This window comes from Variovorax sp. UC74_104, assembly GCF_044055375.1.
In the GTDB taxonomy this organism is placed as follows: domain Bacteria; phylum Pseudomonadota; class Gammaproteobacteria; order Burkholderiales; family Burkholderiaceae_C; genus Variovorax.
Genome location: NZ_CP171978.1, coordinates 3,523,131 through 3,542,195 on the forward strand (window position 1 = coordinate 3,523,131; position 19,065 = coordinate 3,542,195).

At 68.9% G+C, this 19,065-nt stretch carries 12 protein-coding genes, 1 other RNA gene and 2 pseudogenes; 9 read left to right on the forward strand and 6 right to left on the reverse strand.

Annotation, left to right across the window (positions count from 1 at the left end; translation table 11 throughout):
* Positions 1-15 precede the first annotated feature (15 nt).
* On the forward strand, positions 16-1,353 hold the full coding sequence (phoR, locus tag ACHMXA_RS16530; RefSeq protein WP_395315839.1) for a phosphate regulon sensor histidine kinase PhoR: 1,338 nt from the start codon (positions 16-18) through the stop codon (positions 1,351-1,353).
* A gap of 30 nt (positions 1,354-1,383) precedes the next feature.
* Here the strand turns inward: phoR and ACHMXA_RS16535 are convergent.
* The 3 genes and pseudogenes from ACHMXA_RS16535 to ACHMXA_RS16545 form a co-directional block, all read right to left on the reverse strand.
* A pseudogene (locus ACHMXA_RS16535) lies at positions 1,384-2,728 on the reverse strand (MATE family efflux transporter).
* Complete coding sequence (locus ACHMXA_RS16540) at positions 2,725-4,461, reverse strand: hypothetical protein (protein WP_395315840.1); 1,737 nt, start codon at positions 4,459-4,461, stop codon at positions 2,725-2,727. Before ACHMXA_RS16540 ends, ACHMXA_RS16535 begins: the two are co-directional and overlap by 4 nt.
* A gap of 79 nt (positions 4,462-4,540) precedes the next feature.
* The gene (locus ACHMXA_RS16545; protein WP_126019047.1) at positions 4,541-4,810 is read right to left on the reverse strand and encodes a type B 50S ribosomal protein L31; all 270 of its coding nucleotides are present in this window, start codon (positions 4,808-4,810) and stop codon (positions 4,541-4,543) included.
* 183 nt (positions 4,811-4,993) lie between these two features.
* Between ACHMXA_RS16545 and ACHMXA_RS16550 the strand changes: the two genes are divergently transcribed.
* Entirely contained in the window at positions 4,994-6,052 is a 1,059-nt protein-coding gene (locus ACHMXA_RS16550) for an oxidoreductase (RefSeq protein WP_395315841.1), read from the forward strand.
* Positions 6,053-6,183: 131 nt separating this feature from the next.
* Here ACHMXA_RS16550 and rho read toward each other — a convergent pair whose 3' ends face one another.
* Positions 6,184-7,449 carry a transcription termination factor Rho gene (rho, locus tag ACHMXA_RS16555; protein ID WP_176663674.1) on the reverse strand — a complete coding sequence of 422 codons (1,266 nt, stop codon included), beginning with the start codon at positions 7,447-7,449 and terminating at the stop codon, positions 6,184-6,186.
* A gap of 182 nt (positions 7,450-7,631) precedes the next feature.
* Positions 7,632-7,964: a thioredoxin TrxA gene (gene trxA, locus ACHMXA_RS16560; RefSeq protein ID WP_093195545.1), complete on the reverse strand. Its 333-nt coding sequence runs from the start codon at positions 7,962-7,964 to the stop codon at positions 7,632-7,634.
* Positions 7,965-8,121: 157 nt separating this feature from the next.
* Between trxA and ACHMXA_RS16565 the strand changes: the two genes are divergently transcribed.
* From ACHMXA_RS16565 to ACHMXA_RS16575, 3 genes and pseudogenes are all read left to right on the forward strand, one after another.
* Entirely contained in the window at positions 8,122-10,728 is a 2,607-nt protein-coding gene (locus tag ACHMXA_RS16565) for a PD-(D/E)XK nuclease family protein (RefSeq protein ID WP_395315842.1), read from the forward strand.
* Positions 10,725-13,991, forward strand: a complete 3,267-nt coding sequence (locus ACHMXA_RS16570) for a UvrD-helicase domain-containing protein (protein ID WP_395315843.1) — start codon at positions 10,725-10,727, stop codon at positions 13,989-13,991. Before ACHMXA_RS16565 ends, ACHMXA_RS16570 begins: the two co-directional genes overlap by 4 nt.
* Positions 13,988-15,227, forward strand: a pseudogene (locus tag ACHMXA_RS16575) (TIGR03862 family flavoprotein). Before ACHMXA_RS16570 ends, ACHMXA_RS16575 begins: the two are co-directional and overlap by 4 nt.
* Positions 15,228-15,316: 89 nt before the next feature.
* Here ACHMXA_RS16575 and ffs read toward each other — a convergent pair.
* Positions 15,317-15,413, reverse strand: an RNA gene (gene ffs, locus ACHMXA_RS16580) — signal recognition particle sRNA small type.
* Positions 15,414-15,576: 163 nt separating this feature from the next.
* On the opposite strand from ffs, the gene dnaX reads away from it, so the two are divergent.
* The 4 genes from dnaX (at position 15,577) to ACHMXA_RS16600 (ending at position 18,929) form a co-directional block, all read left to right on the forward strand.
* Complete coding sequence (dnaX, locus tag ACHMXA_RS16585; protein WP_395315844.1) at positions 15,577-17,433, forward strand: DNA polymerase III subunit gamma/tau; 1,857 nt, start codon at positions 15,577-15,579, stop codon at positions 17,431-17,433.
* 56 nt (positions 17,434-17,489) lie between these two features.
* On the forward strand, positions 17,490-17,822 hold the full coding sequence (locus ACHMXA_RS16590; protein ID WP_012747441.1) for a YbaB/EbfC family nucleoid-associated protein: 333 nt from the start codon (positions 17,490-17,492) through the stop codon (positions 17,820-17,822).
* A gap of 115 nt (positions 17,823-17,937) precedes the next feature.
* The gene (gene recR / locus ACHMXA_RS16595) at positions 17,938-18,528 is read left to right on the forward strand and encodes a recombination mediator RecR (RefSeq protein ID WP_176663679.1); all 591 of its coding nucleotides are present in this window, start codon (positions 17,938-17,940) and stop codon (positions 18,526-18,528) included.
* A gap of 8 nt (positions 18,529-18,536) precedes the next feature.
* Positions 18,537-18,929 (forward strand): MAPEG family protein, encoded by a 393-nt coding sequence (locus tag ACHMXA_RS16600; protein WP_176663680.1) that lies wholly within the window; start codon positions 18,537-18,539, stop codon positions 18,927-18,929.
* The last annotated feature ends 136 nt before the right edge of the window (positions 18,930-19,065 follow it).

The window sequence follows — 19,065 nt, forward strand, 5'->3', positions numbered from 1 at the left end:
GGATAATCGCCCGCCATGCCTTATCGCATCGCTACTTTTTTGATAGCATCCATCGTCGTGGGAGTGGGTGCTGCCGGCATTTTTGGCTGGAAGTTCGGGTGGCTGGGCGCCTGGCTGGGCGCCGTGCTCTGGCTGGCGCTCGATGCCTGGCGTGCCGAGCGGCTGATGCGCGTGTTGCGCAATGACGCCGCCGGCCTGCCGTCGCGCGGCCCGGGCGTGTGGGGCGAACTGGCGGAGCGCATCCGCAAGCTGCTGCGCGACCGCGAGCAGCAGACCCGCCAGGCAGAAGACCGGCTCCAGGAGTTTCTCGCGGCCATCCAGGCGTCGCCCAATGGGGTGGTGCTGCTGGACGAACAGGGCCGCATCGAATGGTGCAACCAGACGGCGGCCAGCCAGTTCGGCATCGATGCCGAGCGCGACCTGGCGCAGCATCTGGCGAACCTCGTTCGCGACCCGGCCTTCGTCGCATACCTCGCGTCCTGGAACTACAGCCGCGACGTCGTCATCGACGGCCCCGGCCTGGGCCATGGGCACCAGCGCAGCCATCCGGTTCGGCTCTCCGTGCAGGTGCACCCCTATGCCGGCAACCGCCGCATGCTGCTCACGCGCGACATCACCGCGCTCGAGCAGGCCGAGGCGATGCGGCGCGATTTCGTGGCGAACGTGTCGCACGAGATACGCACGCCGCTGACGGTGCTGGCGGGCTTCGTCGAGACCCTGCAGAACCTGCCGCTCGATGCCGACGAGCGCGCGCGCTACCTCTCCCTGATGGGGCAGCAGTCGCATCGCATGGAGACGCTGGTGAACGACCTGCTGACGCTGTCGCGGCTCGAAGGCAGCGCGCCGCCCTCGGGCAACCAGTGGATCCGCATTCGCGCGCTGTTTGCGCAGTGCGAGGACGAAGGGCGCGGCCTTTCGGGCCGGCTGACGCCGCAGGGCCATCGGCTGTCGTTCAGCGTCGACGCGGAGTCCGAAGTGTCGGGCGCGCCGACCGAACTGCAGAGCGCGATGTCGAACCTGCTGAGCAATGCCATCCGCTATACGCCAGGCGGTGGCGAGGTGGCTGTGAGCTGGAAGGTGCTGCCCGACGGGCGCGGCGAATACGCCGTGAAAGACACCGGCCCGGGCATCGCCGCCGAGCACATCCCGCGGCTGACCGAGCGCTTCTATCGCATCGACCGCAGCCGCTCGCGCGAAACCGGCGGCACGGGGCTGGGGCTGGCGATCGTCAAGCACATCGCCCAGCGGCACGGCGCGGAGCTGCGCATCGAAAGCACGGTGGGCAAGGGCTCCCGCTTCGCGCTGGTGTTTCCGGCGGCGCGCGTGCGGGAAGCGCGCGTGATGGCCAAGTAGGCCTTCGGGCCTTTGCCTCTTCTTCTGCTTCTATCTCGCGCGCCGGCGCATCGTCCAGCGCAGCAGCACGCCGAAGAGCAGGGCGGTGAGGGCCAGCGCGGCGGCGCTCATGATCCAGAACGCCAGCGGCGACTGCATGGCGGCCCAGGGACCAAGGCCGCGGTAGGCAAGCAGGTAGCTTCCGCCCAGGCCGAGTCCCCACAGCATCGCGCAGTAGATCACCAGCGGCGCGAGCGTGACCCGGTAGCAGCGCAGCACGAACACGCAGAAGGTCTGCACGGCGTCGGCGAAGTGGTAGAGCGCCACGGCCAGCAGCAGGGTGCCAGCCATTGCGATGACGGCCGGGTTGTCGGAGTACACGTTGGCGAGTTCGTTGCGCAGCACGGCCATGACGGCGGCATAGAACAGCGCGCACAGGGCCGTCAGCTCGAAGCCCAGTCGGCAGGCGTGCCGTGCCTTGGCGGCATCGCCGGCGCCTAGCCAGAAGCTCACGCGCGCGCTGGTGGCGATGCCCAGCGACAGCGGCGTCATGTAGGCCACCGCCAGCAGGTTCGACGCGATCTGGTGCGCTGCCGCGGCGGCGGTGCCGAGCCGGGCGATGAACAGCGCCATCAGCGTGAACGAGGTGACCTCGACCAGCACCGCCAGGCCGCCAGGCACGCCGAGCCGCGCGAACTTGCGGATCTGCTGCCAGTCCGGGGCCTCGATGCGCTTCCAGAGCCCGTAGTCGGCATAGAACGGCCGGCTGCGCAGAAGCCAGACGGCGCAGCCGAGCATGGTCCAGTTCACGCACAGCGTGGCCCAGCCGCAGCCCACCAGCCCCATGGCCGGCAGGCCCGCGCCGCCGAAGGTGAACCAGATCGACAAGGGCAGCTTCACGACCAGCGAGCCCAGTTGCAGCCACGTCACGAGCTGGGGCCTGCCCAGGCTCTGGTTGAGCGTGCTGAACAGGCGGAAGAGCAGGGCGGGCGCCAGCGCGAAGGCCAGCACGGCGAGATACGCCTCGACTTCGCCGCGCATCTCCGCCGGCACCTGGGGTCCATTGCAGGACCGAGCCCGGCAGCAGCAGGATCGTCATGCCGATGACGATGGCGATACCCGCCAGGTACAGCGATTGCCGCACCGACCGGCCCACCTCACTGCCGCGTCCGCCGCCGTGCAGCTCCGCCCAGACCGGCAAAAGCGCCTGCAGCACGCCCATCAGCGACACGTAGACGCTCACGAAGACCGCCGCGCCGACCGAGAGCGCAGCCAATGCATGTTCCGAGTAGCGGCCCGCGATGATGGTGTCGGTCACGCCGAAGGCCATCACGGCCAGTTGGCCGACGAGCACCGTGCCCGCGTGCCGCGCGATCAGAGCCCGTTCGCCCCTCACTGCGGCTTGATCTTCTCGTAGAGCAGGAGGTCGTCGGCCGCGCTGCTGGGGCGGCGCAGCGTACCGGCAAAGCGCCACTGGTCGAAGGGAATGATGGTGTGCAGGCGCTCGATCGTTTCAGGGCTGGCCAGCAGCCACGGGCAGTCGGTGCCCAGCAGCAGCGGCTGCACGTTGAAGTTGCCGTGATGGCGCAGCGCCGCGATGTGCGGACGGCTGAGCGCGAGTTCCGCGATGCAGCTCGGCTGGCCCACGCGCTCTGCCACGGCGCGGATCTGCGGCTCGTAGCTGCGCGCGTAGTCGATGGGCGGCAGCCACAGCGTCATCAGCAGCATCCAGCAAAGCGCGGTGCCGCCGGCCGGCAGAACCAGCGTCTTCCAGAGCGCGGCGCGGTGCCGTCCCGTGCGCCAGCGCACCAGCCAGCACCAGGCGATGGTGGCGGCCACGGCGAGCACCACCGCGATCGGCGAGAACTCTGGCACGAAGCCGGGCACCAGCCGCGCGACGCTGGCCGCGGGCTTGGGCGGCACGCCGGTCTGCATCGCGATCCAGTAGATCCAGCCCAGCACGGCGAGGCCGCTGAAGAACAGCACGTTGAACCAGTCGATCAGCGCCGAAGCGCTGCGACGGAAGGTGGGCAGTGCGAATGCCGCGAGCGTGGCGAAGGCGGGCAGCGCCAGCAGCAGCGAGCGGTCGGAGTAGTCGGTGGTCCAGGTGGCGGCCAGCGGCACCAGCGCGAACCAGAAGGGCAGCGCGACGTGGCGCGCCGTGAGCTGCCGCCGCCAGCGCCAGAGCGTCCAGATGGCGAGCGGCCAGACCGGCCAGGTGAACCACACCAGCAGCTTGGCCTGGCTGCGTACGTCGCCGACGAGGGAGCCGCCGAGCACGGTGATCTTCCACGTGGGCAGCTTCAGGCCGAACACGAGCACCGCCGCCAGCACGGTGATGCCGATCATCGTGAGCAGGGCGCCGCGCGTGTAGCCGGGGCCGCTGTCCTCGTCGTGGCCGTTTTCGCTCTCGAACTGCGCGGCGAGCCGTCGCTCGTAGGCGATGTACAGCACGCTGCCCACAGCCAGCGCGAGCCCGACGGTCGGTGCGCCGCTGAGCGTGATGCCGATGGTGCCCACGGCCAGCGCGATCACCGGGCCGTTGCGGCGATAGGGCAGCGCGGCCACGCCATAGAAAAGGCTCGAGGCGAAGAAGAGCTGGGCCAGCGCGGGCGTGGTCTCGTGGCCGAGTTGAGCGAGACCGAGGCAGGCGATCAGCGCCAGCAGGCCGCCGTCCGCGATGGCGCGTGCGTAGTCAGTGGGCCGGGCCTCGCCGCCGAAGGCGAAGGCCACCGGCTGGGCGCGGGAAGTGCGGGCCAGGTAGTACACCGCGTACCAGGTGGCAGTGAAGGTGCCCCACAGCAGGAACGCGAACGCGATGCGCACGGCCAGGTCGGGGTTCAGCCACGAGGGGGAGATCTTGATCGCCAGGGCGCCGATCCAGTAGGGGATCAGCGCGGGCGTTTCCGGGCGCAGGCCCAGCAGCATCGGGTCGAACCAGCGTGCGATGCCTTCCGTGCTGCGAGCCAGTTCGGCCATGTAGCCGAAGGCCGTGATGTCGGCGCTCTTCCAGGGCCCCCGGCCGACCAGCCCCGGCAGCAGATACGCCGCGCAGAGCAGCAGCAATGCGATGCGCGGAAGCCGGCGCACGGCGCTCTGGGCAACGATCGCGGGGGTGGGCTGGTTCAAGTGGCGGGAGAAATCTGGATTCGGAAAGAAAAAGGGCAGCGCGGTAAACCGGGCTGCCCTCGACGCAAAAGCGCGTACCTTACTTCGAGGCGGCGCCGGTGGTCTTGCCGAAGCGGTTGCGGAACTTCTCGACGCGGCCGCCCATGTTGTCGACCGACTTCTGCGTGCCGGTGTAGAACGGGTGCGATTCGCTCGTGGTGTCGAGCTTGAACAGCGGCAGTTCGCGGCCGTCGTCGGTCGTGCCCATTTCCTTGGTGTTCGCGCACGAACGGGTCACGAACTTGAAGCCGTTCGACATGTCGACGAACAGGACTTCGCGGTAATTCGGGTGAATGCCTTCTTTTGCCATGGTGTTTCCTTTTGCGCTTTTGGAATCAATGCGCGGTCGATGCGAGAGCCACCAGCGTGCCTAGAGTGGCGCGCTGCCTCGGAGGAAACCCGAGGAGCCAGGCGAAGCTGCCTGACCGCACTTTTCGCGGAGCCAGCGATTATCGCATACTGCCCCATTTTCGAGCAAACCGAAGGCTCCCCAATGACTTCCACACCCTTGCGCGCGGGCCTCGTCGGCTACGGATTTGCCGGCCAGACCTTCCACGCGCCCGTTCTTTCGGCCGTTCCGGGGCTGGAACTGGCGGCCGTGGCCAGCTCGCAGCCCCACAAGGTGCATGCCGACTGGCCCGGCGTGGCGGTCGTGCCGGACGTGGCCGCCCTCGTGGCCCGTTCGGACATCGACCTGATCGTGGTCGCCACGCCCAACGCCCAGCACCATCCCGTCGCCAAGGCGGCGCTGGAGGCCGGCAAGCACGTGGTGGTCGACAAGCCCTTCACGCTCGACGTGGCCGAGGCGAGGGAGCTCGAGCTGTTGTCAAAGCGCAACGATCGGCTTCTCGCGGTCTACCAGAACCGTCGCTTCGACTCCGATTACCTGACTCTCAAGGATGTCCTTGCGTCCGGCGAACTGGGCCGCCCCGTGTACCTGGAGTCCCATTTCGACCGTTTCCGGCCCGAGGTGAAGGCGCGCTGGCGCGAGCAGGCCGTGCCCGGTTCGGGCCTCTGGGTGGACTTGGGGGCCCATCTGGTCGATCAGGTGGTGCAGCTTTTCGGCCGTCCTGACACGATCCAGCTCGACACCGCGGTCATGCGTGACGGTGCCGTGGTCGAGGACTACTTCCATGCCGTGCTGCGCTATGAGACAGGTCCGCACGCACCGCTGCGCGTGGTGCTGCACTCGACGACGCTGGCGGCCCATGCGGCGCCACGCTACATCGTCCACGGCACGCTCGGAAGCTACGTCAAGCATGGCGTCGATACGCAGGAAGATGCGCTGCGCGCCGGGCAGCGGCCGCCCGCCGAAGGATGGGGCGCCGATCCGCTGGATGGAGAGCTCTCGCTGGCAGGGCCCGGCGGGACCTTCATCAAAAGAAGCATCCCCACGCGGGCCGGCAACTACGTCGACTACTACGCTGCGGTTCGTGATGCCATCCTCGGGCATGGGCCCAATCCGGTGCCGCCCGAGCAGGCTGTCGCGCTGATGGAACTACTCGACCTCGGCCGCCAAAGCGCTAGAGAGGGCCGAGCGATTCGCACATGAAAAATGCCCGCGCAAGGCGGGCATTCATTCGTGAGGGGCCACTGATCCGGCTCTGCCGGTCAGTAGGCACCGCCCCCGGTAGGGGGCAGGCGTAGCGACACGAAGTGCGCGCAGCCTGGGGCGAGCAAAAACTACCCGCCGCGACGCATCATGTCGAAGAACTCGACATTGGTCTTCGTCGCCTTCATGTTCTTGAGCATCAGCTCCATCGACTCGATCTCGTCCATGTTGTACATGAGCTGGCGCAGGATGCGGGTCTTCTGCAGGATCTCGGGGGCCAGCAGCAGTTCTTCGCGGCGCGTGCCGCTGCGGTTGAGCTGGATCGAAGGGAAGACGCGCTTTTCGTACAGGCGGCGGTCGAGATGGATTTCGGAGTTGCCGGTGCCCTTGAACTCTTCGAAGATCACTTCGTCCATGCGGCTGCCGGTGTCGATCAGCGCGGTGCCGATGATGGTCAGCGAGCCGCCTTCTTCCACGTTGCGCGCGGCGCCCAGGAAGCGCTTGGGACGCTGCAGCGCGTTGGAGTCGACACCGCCGGTCAGCACCTTGCCCGACGAGGGCACGACGTTGTTGTAGGCGCGGGCGAGGCGGGTGATCGAGTCGAGCAGGATCACGACGTCCTTCTTGAGCTCGACCAGGCGCTTGGCGCGCTCGATGACCATTTCGGCCACGTGCACGTGACGCGCTGCGGGCTCGTCGAAGGTGGAGGCAATGACCTCGCCCTTCACCGTGCGCTGCATTTCGGTCACTTCTTCAGGGCGCTCGTCGACGAGCAGCACCATCATGTGCACGTCGGGATAGTTGGCGCTGATGGCGTGGGCGATGTGCTGCATCATCACCGTCTTGCCGCTCTTGGGCGGTGCCACGAGCAGGGCGCGCTGGCCTTTGCCGATGGGGGCGATGATGTCGATGATGCGGCCGGTGATGTTCTCGTCGCCCTTGATGCCGTCGCGCTCGAGCCGCATCTGTTCCTTGGGGAACAGCGGCGTCAGGTTCTCGAACATCACCTTGTGCTTGTTCTGCTCCGGCGGGCCGTTGTTGACCTTGTCGAGCTTGGTCAGCGCGAAATAGCGCTCGCCGTCCTTGGGCGTGCGCACCTCGCCTTCGATCATGTCGCCGGTGTGCAGGTTGAAGCGGCGCACCTGGCTGGGCGAGATGTAGATGTCGTCCGTGCTGGCCGTGAAGCTGGTGTCGGGGCTGCGCAGGAAGCCGAAGCCGTCGGGGAGTATTTCGAGCACGCCGTCGGCGAAGACCTGTTCGCCGGCCTTGGCGCGCTTCTTGATGATCGCGAACATCAGCTCCTGCTTGCGCATGCGGCCGACGTTTTCGATCTCAAGCGCTTCAGCCTGCTTGAGGACTTCAGACACGTGGAGTGCCTTGAGTTCGTTTAAGTGCATGGAATGACCCCTCGCGGGGTAATCGAACGAAAAACGGGGGGAGGTTGGGTGTGAAGCGAGAACTGCCTCACCAACCGGGGAACTCGAACCGGTTGCCTGAATGAAGGACCGGTGATCTGTGGGAGATTATGACAGGAAAAACGCGCCGGCCAACGCATTGCGCGCTGGCCGGTTGAATTCGATCAGGCGAGTTGCTGGTCGATGAAGGCGGTGAGCTGAGCCTTGCTCATGGCGCCGACCTTGGTGGCTGCCAGCTGGCCGTCCTTGAACAGCATCAGCGTGGGGATGCCGCGGATGCCGAACTTGGCGGGGATGTCGCGGTTCTCGTCGACGTTCAGCTTGGCGATCTGCAGCTTGCCTTCGTAGGCGGTGGAGACTTCGTCCAGGATCGGGGCGATCATCTTGCAGGGGCCGCACCATTCGGCCCAGTAGTCGACCAGCACCGGCTGGCTGGACTTGAGCACGTCGGCCTCGAAGGAGGAGTCGGAGATGTGTTTGATGAGTTCGCTGGCCATGTGATGGATCCTTGTGCGCAGAGAGTTTCGGTGCAGCTAAAGTGCTGGTCATTGTGACAGAAACCAAGGGGCGGCGTGCCTTGCAGGGCGGCTATGGCGGCGATAGCCAAAGCCCTTGCGCCCCGCGTCCGCGCGCGCCCCGACCCCTCGATAGAACATGAACGAAGGCCACCCCGTCCAGGCCCTGTGGTGCGATCCCGCCGACGGCGTCGTCGCGCGGATCGTCCGCGCGCTCGCCGAGCGCCAGCTGCACGCCGCCCGCACCGTGGTGCTGGTGCCCTATGCGCAGCTGATGGGCGTCGCGCGAGCCATGTGGGCCCGGTGCGGCAGCCCCGGCTTCGTGCCGCGCTTCGAAACCACCCACAACTGGGCCCGCAGCGCGGGCGGCTTTATGCCGACGGGCTACGACATCGCCCATGACATGGCGCGCGACCTGGTCACGGCGCAGGCGCTGCTGTCGCAGGCCGGCTTCCATGCCGAGCGCTTCGCACTGGCCGGCCGCGTCGTCGAGCTCGCCTATCAACTGGCGCCCCTGGCCGCCGCCGTGACGCCCGAGGAGCGCGGCGGCGAATGGGCGCAGCGCGCGGCGGGTGTGGCGGATGCGGGCAGCGAGTCCGAGTGGTTCCGCATCGAGAGCGCGCTGATCCGCATCGCCGTCGCCTGGACTTCGACCTCGAGCTACGCCACCGACGTGCTGCAGCGCGAATCCACCCGCGCCCAGGTCGACGCGCTGATCGTGCTCGAGGGCTTCCAGGCCGATCCGCTCACCCAGTCGCTGTGCAGGCTGTGGGGCGACCATGCCCTTCATATTTCGCTCGTGCCTTCCGGTGCGCCCACGCAGGCCTGCGCCTCGCATATCGCGCTCGACCCGGAAGACGAAGCCGGGCTCGCCGCGGCCTGCGTGCTGCGCCATCTCGCCGAAGGCCGCGCGCCGGTCGCGCTGGTCGCGACCGATCGCGCGCTCACGCGTCGCATCAGCGCCCAGCTGAGCGCGCAGGGCGTCGTCACGCACGACGAAACGGGCTGGAAGCTCTCGACCACGCGCGCGGCCGCCTCGTTGATGAGCGCGCTGCGCGCCTGCGCCCACGACGCCACCAGCGACCAGGTGCTCGAATGGCTCAAGAGCGGCGCCGACGGCGATTCGCCCATCGTCCAGTCGCTCGAGGCGCGCCTGCGCCACGAAGGCATGCGCGACTGGTCCGCCTGGTGCACCCTGATGGCCCGCAGCGAGAAGTCGAAGGACACCGCGCTGCTGGTCTTCACGGAGGCCGTCGAGGCGCGTCGCGCGCCCATGGCCCGTTCGCGCCCGCTGGCCGAATGGCTGCGCGCGCTGCGCGAACTGCTGGAAGCCGGCGACCAGTGGGCCTTGCTCGAGGAAGACCTGGCCGGCGGCAAGGTGATCGGCGCGCTGTGGCTCGACGCCGGCGCCCATGGCGACGACGAAGACGAGTTCCCCGGCGGCCGCCACACCCTGGCCGAATTCACCGCCTGGGTGCGCGACGTGCTGGAAGACGCGAGCTTCGTACCCCCAGCCGGTGACCAGGCGCCCAGGGTGGTGGTGCTCCCGCTCTATCAGCTCCTGGGCCGATCCTTCGGCGCCGTGGTCATTCCCGGTTGCGACGATCGGCGCCTGCCCGCGTCGCCCGAGCCGCCGGGCAACTGGAGCGCGGCCCAGCGCCTCGAACTGGGCCTGCCGTCGCGCGAGGCGCTCGAGGCCGCGCAGCGCGCCGCCTGGGCCGCGGCCCTGCACAACCCGTCGTGCGAGCTGATCTGGCGCCATTCCGACGCCAGCGGCGAGCCCGTCCGTCCGAGCCCGCTCGTGCAGGCGCTGCAGCTCGACCACGCCCTGCAGCCCTCGGCCGATCCGCGCCTGCCGCGCGACGTACCGGTGCAGCCGACGGGCTACCCGACGCCCTCCGGCGCGCTGCTGCCGCTGGAGAACATCTCCACCAGCGTGTACGAAGACCTGCGCCGCTGCCCCTATCGTTTCTTCGCGCTGCGGCAGTTGGGTCTGCGCAGCGCCGACGAGCTCGATGCCGAAGTCGACAAGCGCGACTTCGGCAACTGGCTGCATGCGGTGCTCGGCCATTTCCACGAAGCCCTGGCCGAAGCCCCGACGCAGGACGCGCAGCAGCGCATCGCCCTCATCGAAGAGGCGGCGCGCCGCTCGACGCAGGAGCTCGGGCTGTCCGATGCCGAGTTCCTGCCTTTCGCCGCCGCCTGGCCCGCCGTGCGCGACGGCTATCTGGCCTGGCTGACGGGGCACGAGGCGGCCGGGGCCGTCTTCGTCGAGTCCGAGCCCTGGAAGGAACAGCCGCTGGGCGATCTGCGCCTGATCGGCCGGCTCGATCGCATCGACCGCATGCCCGACGGCCAGGCCTTCGTGATCGACTACAAGACCGAGTCCGCCACGGTCAGCAAGGAGCGCGTGAAAGACCCGACCGAGGACACCCAGCTGGCCTTCTACGCCGCACTCGTGGCCGACGACACCCTGCGCGCGGCCTACGTGAACGTGGGCGAGAAATCCGCCGGCACGCAGACCGTCGAGCAGCCCGCCGTGGTCGAGGCGCGCGATGCCCTGGTGGCCGGCATCATCGACGACTTCGGCCGCATCGCGCAGGGTGCGGCGCTGCCGCCGCTGGGGGAGGGCGCCGTGTGCGACTACTGCGCCGCGCGCGGCCTCTGCCGAAAGGACTTCTGGGGCGACGAGTCCCCGCTGCCCGCCATCGTGGGCGGCCCGACGACTGGAGGCGACACGCCATGAACGGCGCAGCCTACGAACACAACGGCCGGCACGTCGCGCGCGAGGCCTTCTACACCGTCGCCTGCGATCCGCGCCGCTCGGTGGCGGTGGAGGCCTGCGCCGGCGCGGGCAAGACCTGGATGCTGGTCTCGCGCATCCTGCGTGCGCTGCTCGAGGAGGGCGAATCCGCCTGCGAGCCGCACGAGATCCTGGCCATCACCTTCACGAAGAAGGCGGCCGGCGAAATGCGCGAGCGCCTCGACCAGTGGCTGGAGGACTTCGCGCAGCGTGCACCGGAAGAACTGGTCGCCCAGCTCGTGATGCGCGGCATGGAGCCGGCTGCGGCGTCGGCCGCCGTGCCGCGCCTGAAAGGCCTCTACCGCCGCCTGCTCGAAGGCGGCAGGCCGGTGCAGTTCCGCACCTTCCACGCCTGGTTCGCCGGCCTGCTGCGCAACGCGCCGCTCGCGGTGCTGCGCGAGCTGGGCCTGCCTTCGAACTACGAGCTGCTCGAAGACGACGCCGAGGCGCGCGGCCACACATGGCGCCCCTTCTTCGAGGCGGTCACGGCCAGCAAGGAGGCGCTGGCCGACTACTACGCCGTCGTCGCCACGCACGGACGCTCGCAGACGGCCAAGGCCCTGAGCGAAGCGCTGTCGAAGCGCGTCGAGTTTTCGCTGGCCGATGCGGAAAACGCCGTGCAGCATTTCAGCGCGCTCTATCCGGCGCTCGAAGGCCTGGACGAACCGACCGAGGCCCTGCGCGGCGAGGCGGTGCGCCGCCGCTGGCTCGACCGCGCCGCCGCATTGGGCCGCGAGAGCAACAAGACGCCGCAGAAGGCCGCCGAAGCCATCATCGACGTGTTCGGCACGGGCGAGCCCGCCGCCGATTCGCTGCCAGCCGCGCTTGCCCTGCTGCGCAAGAACTTCTTCGTGGCGACCGAAGACCGCCTCACCAAAAACCTCCAGAAGTTCCCCGCCGCGCAGGAGGCGGAAGCCGAGCTGCAGCTGCTTTGCGCCGCGCAGGCCCAGCACGCCGCATGGCTCTACCAGCAGCGCATGACGAGGCTCACGCGCCTGCTGATCGCGGCCTTCGCCGAGGTCAAGCGCACCCATGGCTGGGTTGACATGAACGACGTCGAGCAGGCCGCGCAGCTGCTGCTGGGCCAGTCGGCGCTGTCGGGCTGGGTGCAGGAGCGGCTCGACGCGCGCATCGCGCACCTGCTGATCGACGAGTTCCAGGACACGAATCCGCTGCAGTGGCAGGCGCTCTACGGCTGGCTCAGCGCCTACACCGGTGCGCAGGGCCGGGCGCCGCGCGTGTTCATCGTGGGCGACCCGAAGCAGAGCATCTACCGGTTCCGCCGCGCCGAGCCGCAGGTGTTCATCGCCGCGAAGAAGTTCGTGCGCGAAGGGCTCGACGGCGAGTTGCTGAACTGCGACCACACGCATCGCAACGCACGCTCGGTGGTCGGGCTGGTCAACTCGGCCATGCTGGCCGCGCAGGAGGCCGGCGAGTTCGACGGCTATCGCGCGCACACCACCGAGCGCGGCGACGAGGGCGAGCTGCTCAGGCTGCCCGCCATCGACCGCGATGCGCTCGGCGACACGGCCGAAGCGGCGCCGGCCGACGACGGCATGCTGCACTGGCGCGACAGCCTCGTCACGCCGCGGGTGCTGCCCGAGGAACAGCTGCTGCAGAAGGAGTGCGAACAGGCCGCGCGATGGGTCGCGCAGCGCATCGCCGACGGCACGCAGCCCAGCCGCATCATGGTGCTGGCGCGCAGGCGCAGCCGGCTTTCGGCCATGCAGGACGCGCTGCGCCTGCGCCACATTCCCGTGCAGCAGCCGGAGAAGAACGACCTTTACGATGCGCCCGAGGTGCAGGACGTGGTCGCGCTGATCGACGCGCTGGTGTCCCCGGCGCACGACCTGTCGCTGGCGCGGGCGCTGAAGTCGCCGGTGTTCGGCGTCGACGACGAGGCGCTGGTGCAGCTCGCGCTGCGGCAGCGCGAGCGTGGCCCGGTGAGCTGGTTCTCGCTGATCCAGAAGGACGAGAGCCTGCCGCAGGTGCTGGTGGAGGCAGGTCCGCGGCTGAAGAAGTGGCAGCGCTGGCTTATGACGCTGCCGCCGCACGACGCGCTCGACGCGATCTTCCATGACGGCGACCTGCTCGCGAAATTCGGCGCTGCCGTGCCCGCCGCAATGCGCCAGGGCGCTCTGGCCAATCTGCGCGGCGTGCTTTCCGCTTCGCTGGACATCGACGGCGCGCGCTTCGCCACGCCGTACGCGCTGGTGCGTGCCCTGCGCGCGGGAGGCGTGCGTGCTCCGACAGTGGTCGCTCCCGACGCGGTGCAGTTGCTGACCGTGCACGGCGCCAAGGGGCTGGAAGCCGACACCGTGCTGATGCTCGACTGCGACGCCGCGCCGCCGCGAGCCCAGACCATGGGCGTGCTGGTCGAATGGAAGGGCAGCGACAGCGCGCCGACGCGCTTCATCTTTCTTGCGAGCGAGAAGACGCCCCCGGCCTGCGCGGCGGCCCTGCTCGAGGAAGAGCAGCGCGCGCGCCATCGCGAGGAACTCAACGGGCTCTACGTGGCGGTCACGCGGGCGCGCGAGCGGCTGGTGCTGTCCTCGGTGCGGCCCGCGCGTGCCAACGAGGGCAGTTGGTGGGCGCGCCTGGAAGCCCTGTGCGAGCCCATCGAGGCGGACGAGCCGCTGGTGGCGCTGTCGAGCCCGGGCGGCGCAGCCAGCTTCGCCATGCAGCGCATGCCGGAGGCACCCGAGCCCGTCGAGCAGCAGCCGGCCGTTGCAAAGAAGGCCGCCGGCACCACGCTCGACGCCCGCGCAGCCGCCTTCGGCCAGGCCATGCACCGGCTGCTCGAATGGGCGGTGCCGGGCGAGCCGCTGCCGGCCGCCCATGTGCGCGCCGCGGCCCGCGAATTCCTGCTCGATGCGCAACAGGCGCGCGGCGCCGCCGCGCTGGCCCAGCGCATCCGCTCGGGCGAGGGGGCCTGGGTGTGGGACGATCGCAGGGTCGACTGGCATGGCAACGAAGTCACGCTGGTGCACGAGGGCGAAACCCTGCGCATCGACCGGCTGGTGCGGGAACGCGACAGCGGCGCCTGGTGGATCCTCGACTACAAATCCGCGGCGCGCCCCGAACGGGACGCCGCGCTGATCGCACAGATGCAGCGCTATCGCGCCGCGGTGCAACATGCCTATCCCGGTGCCACGGTGCGCGTCGCGTTCCTCACCGGGCAGGGCGAACTGGTAAATCTCGAATGAATGTTTCTCCCACCGTTGCCGTCATCGGCGGCGGCCCTGCCGGCCTGATGGCGGCTGAAATCCCTGAGCGCCTCGGGCGCGCAAGTGCACGTCTACGACGCGATGCCCTCGGTGGGCCGCAAGTTCCTGCTGGCCGGGCGCGGCGGGCTGAATCTCACGCACTCCGAGCCATTCGATGCGTTCATGGGCCGCTTCGGCGAGCGCCGGCCGCAGCTGGAGCCGATGCTCGCGCAGTTCGGGCCGCAGCAGGTGCGCGACTGGGCGAGCGGGCTCGGCATAGAGACCTTCGTCGGCACCTCGGGGCGCGTGTTTCCGACCGACATGAAGGCCGCGCCGCTGCTGCGCGCGTGGCTGCATCGGCTGCGCGCGGCGGGCGTGCAGTTCCACATGCGGCATCGCTGGGTGGGCGAGGGGCCGTTCGACATGGCATCGCTGCGCTTTTCGACACCCACCGGCGAAGTCACCGCGAAGGCCGATGCCGTCGTGCTGGCGCTGGGCGGCGCAAGCTGGGCCCGCCTTGGCTCCGATGGCGCGTGGGCGCCGTGGCTGCAGGCACAAGGTGTGGACGTTGCACCGCTGCTGCCGGCCAACTGCGGTTTCGACGGTGCGGGCTGGAGCGAGCATTTCTCCAGCCGATTCGCGGGGCAGCCTTTCAAGTCAGTGGCGATCTCCTTCACGGACAGCCACGGGCGGCATTTCGCGCGCAAGGGCGAATTCGTCGCGACCGCGACCGGCATCGAGGGCAGCCTGATCTACGCGGCATCGGCCCTGCTGCGCGACGAGATCGCCGAGAAAGGAAGCGCGACGCTGCTGCTCGACCTGCTGCCCGATCGCAGCGCCGAGCAGGTGCTGGCCGCGGTGAAGCATCCGCGCGGGGCGCGTTCGCTCAGCAGCCATCTCAAGAGCCGGCTGGGCCTGGAAGGCATCAAGGCCGGCGTGCTGTACGAGGCCTTGAGTCGGGAGGCGATGCACGACCCGCAGCAGCTTGCCGCAACCATCAAGGCAGTGCCGCTGAAGCTCGTCGCTACGCGGCCGGTCGACGAGGCCATCAGCACCGCAGGCGGCGTGCGCTTCGACGCGCTGGACGCGCAGCTCATGTCGACGGCTCTTCCAGGCGTGTTCGCGGCTGGGGAGATGCTGGACTGGGAGGCGCCGACGGGCGGCTACCTGCTGACCGCATCGATGGCGAGCGGCGCCGCAGCGGCGCGCGGCGCGATCCGGCGGCTGGGTCTTTGAAGGACCCGAGCCGGAGATTTTTTCGCTGGAATCTGTTTTTTGCGGGCCCCGTTTCATTTCGCGTGGAATGAAACGAAACCGCTGAAGAGGTTGACGAGCCTTACCCCTGGCACTGACTACGCAGTTAGGGCTGCTTGGTTCCCCACCTGACCCGGTTGGCCACTTCACCATGCAGGGAGGCCCGTCAGCGCGTATTGTAACCCCCCAGGCTGCGCGCACTTCGTGTCGCTTCGCCAACCCCCCTGCTGGGGGCGACACCGGAGGACCGGCAAAGCCGGATCCTCGGTGTCCCACGAAAGCCCCGCCCCAGTATCGGGATGGGTGCTCTGCGCCTTTTAGAATGCCCGCAATGTCTTATCTCGTGCTCGCCCGCAAGTTCCGCCCGAAAACCTTCGGTGAGATGGTCGGCCAGGGGCATGTGGTGCAGGCGCTGGAGAACGCGCTCACCACGCAGCGCCTGCATCACGCCTATCTCTTCACCGGCACCCGGGGTGTCGGCAAGACCACGGTCTCGCGCATTCTTGCGAAGTCGCTCAACTGCCAGGGGCCGGACGGGCAGGGCGGCATCACCGCCACGCCCTGCGGCGTGTGCCAGGCCTGCCGCGACATCGATGCCGGCCGCTTCGTCGACTACACCGAGCTCGACGCAGCCTCCAACCGCGGCGTGGACGAGGTCCAGTCGCTGCTCGAGCAGGCGGTCTACAAGCCGGTGCAGGGGCGCTTCAAGGTCTTCATGATCGACGAAGTGCACATGCTCACGAACACCGCGTTCAACGCGATGCTCAAGACGCTGGAGGAACCGCCCGAGTACCTGAAGTTCGTGCTGGCCACGACCGATCCGCAGAAGGTGCCGGTGACCGTGCTGTCGCGCTGCCTGCAGTTCAACCTGCGGCCGATGGCGCCCGAGACGGTGCTCGAGCACCTCACCGCCGTGCTGCAGACCGAGAACGTGCCGGCCGAGCCTCAGGCGCTGCGCCTGCTGGCGCGCGCGGCGCGCGGCTCGATGCGTGACGCGCTCTCGCTCACCGACCAGGCGATCGCATTCGGCAACGGCGAGCTCGTCGAAGCCGGCGTGCGCCAGATGCTCGGCAGCGTCGATCGCGGCCATGTGTTCCGCCTGATCGAGGCGCTGGCGCAAGGCGACGGCAAGACGGTGGTCGAAACCTCCGAGGCGCTGCGCGTCGACGGCATGTCCGCCGCCTCCACGCTGGAGGAAATGACGGCCGTGCTGCAGGCCATGGCGGTGCTCCAGGCCGTGCCCTCGCGCGCGGAAGCGGCGGATGCCGCCACCGACCCCGACGCGGCCGATACCGCGCGCCTCGCGGCGCTGATGCCGGCCGACGAAACGCAGCTGCTCTACAGCCTGTGCCTGCACGGGCGCGGCGAACTGGGGCTGGCTCCCGACGAATACGCCGCGCTGACCATGGTGCTGCTGCGGCTGCTGGCCTTCAAGCCTTCGAGCGCGGCCGCTTCGACGGCCTCCCCGGAAAAAAAAACTCTGAATGAAGCCGCGGCCGCCGCGCCGCAAGCTCCGGTGCGTGCGGTTCCGCCTGCTCCGGCTCCCGCGCCGGTGGCTCGCCCGCCGGTCGAAGCGCCGGTGCGGGCTGCTGCTCCGGCGGCTGTTGCGCAAGCCGCCGCGCCGGTTCCAGCCGGCCATCGCCTCGCCGTGGTCGACGAACCTCGGCAGGCCGAGCCTCGTCCCGATGCCGCCGAGGCGCCTGCCAAGGTCGTCGGCGTGCCCATCCGCGTCCAGCCCCCGCCGAGTGCCCGCGACACACCGCGCCCGGACGAGCCGCGCAGCACCTTCACGCCCATCCCGACCAGCGAGGACGGCGACTTCTGGTACGCCACGGTCACGCAGCTGGTCGCGGCCGAGGCCATCAGCGCCCTGACGCGCGAGCTCGCGCTGCAGTCGCAGCTTGTGGGCCGCGACACCGACCAGTGGCTGCTGCGCATCGAGCGCGAGACGCTGAGCCAGCCGTCCAGCCGCGAAAAGCTCACCGCCGCGCTGCACGGCCTGGGCCACGACATCAAGCTCGCCATCGAGGTCGGCGCCGTGGTCGACAGCCCCGCGCGCCGCAACAAGCAGGCGGCCGACGAGCGCCAGCGCGTGGCCGAGGAGGCCATCATGAGCGACCCCGAAGTACAGGCGCTGATGCGCGACTTCGACGCGAAGATCGTCCCCGGCACGCTCAAGCCGGCCTGAGCTCGCGTCTCCCGTATCCTTCACCCACTTTTCAACCCGACAGATCAGGACCAACGATGTTCAACAAAGGACAACTGGCCGGCCTCATGAAGCAGGCTCAGGCAATGCAGGACAACCTCAAGAAGGCCCAGGAAGAGCTGGCCACGATCGAGGTCGAAGGCGAATCCGGCGCCGGCCTCGTCAAGGTCGTCATGACCTGCAAGCACGACGTCAAGCGCATCACCATCGACCCCAGCCTGCTGGCGGACGACAAGGACATGCTCGAAGACCTGGTGGCCGCCGCCTTCAACGCCGCCGTGCGCAAGGCCGAGGAAACCAGCGAGCAGAAGATGGGCAAGCTCACTGCCGGCATGCCCGGCCTGCCGCCCGGCATGAAGCTGCCGTTCTGAATGACTCTCCCCCAGGCTTGCCCACTTCGCGTGGCCGCCGCCCCCCTCGCCGGGGGCAACACCAGCGGCCCGGCAAAGCCGGTTCCGCGGTTTTCCCGCGAAGGAGCTGCTTGACATGGCAGACGCCGGTTCGTTGGACGCCCTGGTCGATGCGCTGCGCCGCCTGCCCGGTGTCGGTGTCAAGTCGGCCTCGCGCATGGCGTTCCACCTGCTGCAGCACGACCGCGAGGGCGCGCAGCTGCTTGCGCGCGCTCTGCAGCAGGCGGCCGGCCAGGTGCGGCATTGCGAGCGCTGCAACACCTTCACCGAAGCGCCGATCTGCCACGTCTGCCTCGACACGCGGCGCGACCCGACCAAGCTCTGCGTGGTCGAGACACCGGCCGACCAGGCCGCGCTCGAGCGCACCGGCGCATTCCGCGGCTACTACTTCGTGCTGATGGGCAAGCTCAGTCCGCTCGACGGCATCGGACCGAAGGACATCGGCCTGCAGAAGCTCTTCGACCGCGCGCGCGACGGCACGGTGAGCGAGGTGATCCTTGCGACCAACTTCACGGCCGAAGGCGAGGCCACGGCGCACGTGATCGGCGAAGCGCTGAAGCAGCACGGTCTCACGGTGACGCGGCTCGCGCGCGGCGTGCCGGCGGGCAGCGAACTCGAGTACGTCGATCTCGGCACCATCGCGCACGCCCTCGTGGACCGCAGATAGAACAGCGCATGACTCTCTCGCTGCTCACGGTCGCCTACTGGTGCGTGCTCGTCGCCTGCGTGCTGCCGTATTTGGCCGCATGGATCGCCAAGGCGGGCAGCTTCGGTCCGCGCGACAACCAGCATCCGCGCGAATGGGCGGCCAGGCAGAGCGGCTGGCGCGCACGCGCCAACAGTGCGCAGGCCAACAGCTTCGAGGGGCTGCCGTTCTTCATCGGCGCGGTGATCATCGCGCACCAGCTCGGCGCGGCGCAGGCGCGCCTCGACATGCTCGCAGTGGCCTACGTGGTGCTGCGCGCGATCTATCTCGGGCTCTACATCAGGGGTGTCGGCAGTGCTCGCAGCGCGGTCTGGGCACTCGCGTTCCTGGTCAATATCGCGATACTTTTCCTGGCTCGCTGAAGCCTTGGCGAAGGCTTCTCGGCGAGGCCTTCATGCTTACGTGAAAACCCGCACGGGAACACCCCGATGCAGTCGCGTGTTGCGGCCCCTAAGCTCGATTCAGTCTTACGAATCACAGAGCCAACGGGCAAGGTTT